The organism is Protofrankia sp. CiP1_Cm_nod3 (assembly GCF_982290655.1).
The window spans coordinates 1-4887 of record NZ_CEVIVD010000227.1 but is presented as its reverse complement, the minus strand read 5'-3'; the positions used below and the strand labels follow the sequence as shown (position 1 = coordinate 4887).

Annotated in this window: 2 protein-coding genes; both read right to left on the bottom strand. The window is 74.2% G+C overall.

The window, feature by feature from the left end; all coding sequences use genetic code 11:
- Positions 1 to 1037: 1037 nt before the first annotated feature.
- Entirely contained in the window at positions 1038 to 3575 is a 2538-nt protein-coding gene (locus tag AC5LUJ_RS23200) for a hypothetical protein (RefSeq protein WP_250291146.1), read from the bottom strand.
- Positions 3563 to 4459 carry a hypothetical protein gene (locus tag AC5LUJ_RS23195; RefSeq protein WP_250291144.1) on the bottom strand — a complete coding sequence of 299 codons (897 nt, stop codon included), beginning with the start codon at positions 4457 to 4459 and terminating at the stop codon, positions 3563 to 3565. The genes AC5LUJ_RS23200 and AC5LUJ_RS23195 overlap by 13 nt, the downstream gene beginning before the upstream one ends.
- Positions 4460 to 4887 lie beyond the last annotated feature (428 nt).

Genomic DNA, 4887 nt, shown 5'->3' with positions numbered 1-4887 from the left:
AAGGTCGCCCCGCAGCTCGGGCTGAAGGACAGCACCGACAAGGTCCGGCGGTGGCTCGCCAACGAATCCGCGGTCGACCCGATCGCCATCCCGGTCCTCGCCCGCGCGGTAGGTGTCCACCCGCTGGAGATGCTCAGCGCCTACGGCCTGGTCGAATCGTCGGTCGCGGCGCTGGCGCTGCGGTTGAACGCCTGCGAGCACCGGTTCCGGCTGCAGCGGGCGCTGCTCGCCGAACAGCACCGGGCCGCCGGCGGCGCTCTGTTCGCCGAGCTCGCGCTGCGGCACGGCGGATGGGCGGTCACCGTCGTGCCGCACTGGCGCGGCCGGCGCTGCCGGTACCACGTCGGCGACTACGCGCTGCTCGACCGGCGGGACGGGATAGCCGACCGCGGCGAGGCCGGGCGGGTGTTCGCCGAGGCGTTCGACCGCACCGGCGCGGAATGGGACAATCCCCTGTTCGTCGGGGAACCGTCGTCCGCGTGGGAGGACGGACGCGTCTACGTCCCGCGCCTTGCCGCGGCGCGGGCCGCGGAGCCGTACGCGGCCGTCCTCGCCGGCACCCGCGGCATCGTCGTCGCCGGGCCGCGCTGGGCCGGGATGTACACGGTCGCCGCGCTGGTGTCGGCGGCGCTCGGCTGGGGACGGGAAAGCTTCGACTTCCTCGCCCGGTCGCTGAACCCGGGGCGCGGGCCGAACACGCCGCTGGCCAGCGAACTGCTGCGAGGCTGGCTCGCGGACCCCGCCTCGGCCGAGAACCTCGTGTGGGCGCACATCCTGGCCGACCCGGCGGCGGACGGCGACGGCGATATCCGGCTGCTCGCCAGCGCTCCGCCCGACGTCCAGGTGGTGCTGCTCATCCCGGCGGACGGCCCGGGGGGTGGGGCGCTCGGAGCCGTCGCGGAGCTGTCCGGCCGCCCGGTTGCCGAGATCCGGGCGTCCGTCGAGCGCTGGCGGGCGGCGCTGGCGGAACGTCCCGGCCTCGCCCATCTGGTCGTGCCCGCGCCGCTGGGCCGCGACGGGCAGCCGGCCGGCCCCCGTCAGGCCGGCTTCCTCGACGGCTTCTTCGACTCCTCCGTCGACGTGGCGCTGCGGATCCTCGCGCTGCTGGCCGGCGATGCCCCGGCCGGCTCGCTCGTCCCGGCGCAGGCGGCCGCGGCCGACCGGTTCGCCGCCCTGGCCGCCGGTACCTGACCGTCCGGCACGCCCTGATGGCCCGCGACCCGCACCAGCAGGTCCCGATGGCGCCGGACGAGGTGCTCCGGATCCACGGGGGCCACCTCCGGGTAGCTTTCCTGCGGGTATGTCTCGCGCAGCGCGTCGCGCAGCTCCGCCTCGGCTTCCGCGAGCAGCTGGACGACATGCGAGGCCGTCGGGACGGCGATGCTCTCCCGCCTGCCGTCCCGCTTCCCCGCTTTCTCCTCGCCTCCGCCCCAGTAACGGTTCTCCCAGGGCTGGTCGATGCCGTGCGAAAGCGGATGGCTGTTGCGCAGATCGCGTAGCTGCGACGACGGCCGATGCCCGTTCTGCCTGTCCCGGACCACCTGCCACGGCGCCAGATGCTTCCAGTCCTGCGGGCGCTCGGTCGGTTCGGCGGGCCCGGCCACCCAGCCCCGGTTCTTCGTCAGGGTGGTCCGGCCGATGCCCTCGACCTGGCACCGCCGGGTCTGCCCGTCGGGCATCCGGAAGGTGTGGTCCAGGACGCTGGTCGCCAGGTAGGCGGCGTCCCACGGATGCTCCTCGGCGATCTGCCCGCACAGTCGCAACCGCGCGCAGGCCAGCGACACCTCCGCCGCCGACGTGCGGTCGTCGTGCCCCCCCACGCCGGGTGCGCTCTCCGGGACTCTGAACGCGTCCCGCCGGAGCTCGCGGACCTCGTCGGCCAGCCCGTGCAGCCGGGCCGAGCCGCGGCGCAGGAGACGTTCGGCGACCGTCAGGTCGAGGTTGCGCAGCGCCGTCACCGCCAGCTCGGCCAGGACGCCGTCCAGGCCGAGCGCGGCCAGGGCCCGATCGCCGTCCTCGTGGACTCCCCTGGTCGCCACGACTCCCCGGTCGTTATGGTCACCGTGGGTGGTCAGGACCTGTAGCGGCGCGGCGGCGCGGACCGACCAGTCGACCGCGGCCAGCATCGCGGCGGTGACCAGCGCCTTGGCGCCGAGCGGGAGGACCACCGCGACCTCGTCGACGAGGTCGGCACCGGGTACCTCCTCGTCGAGAAATCTGACCAGTTCCCGCTGGTAGGCGGCGGCCAGGCTCGGCGTCTCCGTGATCTCCTTCTCGGTCACCGCCACCGTGAAGGGACCGGTGACGGTGGGCCGGGGCGGTGTCGTCGTGCCCTGCGCCGTCCTGAGTTCGACAAGCAGCACCTCACCGGCCCCGAGCCGGGCGAGCACCTGGTCCAGGACGTCGTCGTCCTTGCGCTGGTCGGTACGCAGGACGCGCAGCAGGAGGACCCGCCGCCCGGCCGCGGGCGGCTCCCGCACCAGCCAGGCCGGATAGTCGGCCAGTAGACCACCGCGGTGCTGCGACGCGATCCAGTCGTTCTGCAGCGCGACCACGGCCGCCGGCGGCTCGGCCACCACCCCGAGGGCGCCGTGGCTGTTACGGATGACCTTCCGGTGCCAGCACACCACTTCCGGGCTCAGCAGCGCCGCCACCGGCGCGCCCACCCGCTCGGCCATGGCCGGGTCGACCGCGAGCTGCCTCCAGGGCGGGCAGCCGAGCATGCGCAGGACGTCCAGGTGCAGGTCGGCGGGCACGTGCGCGGTGGCGAAACGCCTGAGCCAGGTCCGGGCCGCGGCACCGTCGGTGATCTCCTGACGGGCCAGACCCTCGGCGAACGACGCCTGGACCGCTTCGAACAGCGCCGCACGCGCCCGGTCGTCAAGCAGCCAGTGGCCGTCGTCCCGGGGACCGCAGGCGGCGGTGAGCACGGCGGCGACGTTCACCGCCTGCCGACAGGCCAGCGGCTCCCACCGCGGGTCGAGCTTGGCGAGCGCGTCGTAGAAGCGGTGCCGGACCAGCCACCGTTTCATCGCCTCCTCCCGCTCCTGCCACGTCAGCATGCCCAGTTCGACGACGGCCACCGCGTCGTCCTCGGTCCGGAGGGTGACCGGGAAGCCCCGGATGAGCACCTCGAAGAGGAGACCCAGCACCAGGCCGGTCGACCCGCCGCCCAACGGCAGCTCCCAGCGCGTCGTCTCGTCGATGGCGTACCGCTCGATGTACTGCCGGATCCAGTCCCGGGCGGGCTCCAGGGCCGGATCGACGACATACTCGACGGTCACCCGGCCGCCACCGCCGGTGTGGCGGCTGACGTACTCGGCCACGACGTCGGCGAGCGGCCCGGTGGCTCGGGTACCGCCGGTCGTGGCGATCAGGAGGATGCGCTCCGGGCCGTCCGGTCCCGCGCCGATGCGGGAGACGAACCTGGACACCGGTGTGCCCGCGAGCTCGATGTCACGAGTGACCGGATCACTGCTGCGTAGCGCGGCCAGACGGGCTTCGATCTCCTCCGCGCCGGCCTTGAACAGCCCTACGTCGGACTCACCGAGAATATGGAGCGCTATCCGGCGCACAGTGCCTCCTCGTTCGCGGCCTCCTCGTTCGCGGCCTCTCCGTGCCCGGCCTCTCCGTGCACGGCCATGTCGTCATGAGCCATCTCGATGTCGCCGAGCAGGGCGGGCACCCGCGGCTTGGCCGCGAGCGGCTCGGCGATATACCGCCAGTAGCGGCGCGGGTCGCCCTCCCGCAGGGCGTCGGCGACCCGGCCCACCCGAGCCGCCATCGCCGCCACGGGCAGTCCGTACCGCGGCGCCCACGTCTCGACCGGCCAGCCCGCGTCCGTCACGGCCGGTGCGTCACTGCCCAGCCAGGTCAGCATGTGCGCGAGCAGGCGCCGGTCACCCGGGTCCGGCAGGATGCGCCCGGCCCAGCCGGTGTCGATGACCCGCTCGGGCCGCTGCGGCAGCCCGAGGCTCTTGCGGCGCCTGCGATGGAGCTGCCCGAGCGCGGCGGACGCGGTTCTCAGCGCGTAGCCGTCCAGAGTGGCCTCGCTCCCATCACGGGCGCCACGGCTGCGTGATGTTCCGTCGCGGCCATGATCGTCGAACCGACGGCCGCCCAGCCGGTTCATGACGTCGGCGAGCAGGTCGACGGCATCGTCGTAACAGCCCTGGTCACAGTAGGCGAGCACGGTCCGCCCCCGGCTGCTGTGGGCGGACCGCTGGGGGCACGGCCGCCCCCTGTGCCGGGTCGACGCCCGTCCCAGCACCGTGTTCACCGCGGCCGCGGAGGCGAAGAAGACCCGCGGGGACGGGCAGCGGACCGCCGCGGAACTCCACCCGCGCGCGGTACCGACGGCATCAGGGCCGCTGGTATCAGCGCCGGTGGTAATGGCCTTCTCACCGAACGTCCCGCCGACAGCCCCGTCTGGTGCCGGGATCGTAGTTTTCGTGCGCATATGGTGGATCTTGGACGGTCTTCGCCCCGTCCGGGACCCGAACACATGCGGACCTGGGCGCCCGGCGCGGCAGATCCTGCCCGGCCACGGCGTGTACCGGCGCTCCGCTCCCACACGTGGATGACGGCCGCGCCCACCCGTGCCGGCCAGGCGGGGATCTTCGCAGCCTGCCGCCGCGCGTACCCGTGCCATGCCCACCCGCGTCGGCCGGGCGGGGAGGACACCCCGCCCCCATGCATCGGCGCCTGCCAGCTCCCCGCGTCCCACACCCCTTCCTGACGGACGAAGGCTTCCCGACCGACGAAGGCCGCGCCGGCCGGGTTCGCCCACCAGGCCCACGCCCACGCGCTTTCCTGACGGATGCCCCCGCCGCGGTGGCCGCCGCGGTGGCAGCGGCGCCCGGGCCCTCGCTCTGCCGCGCGGGCCCG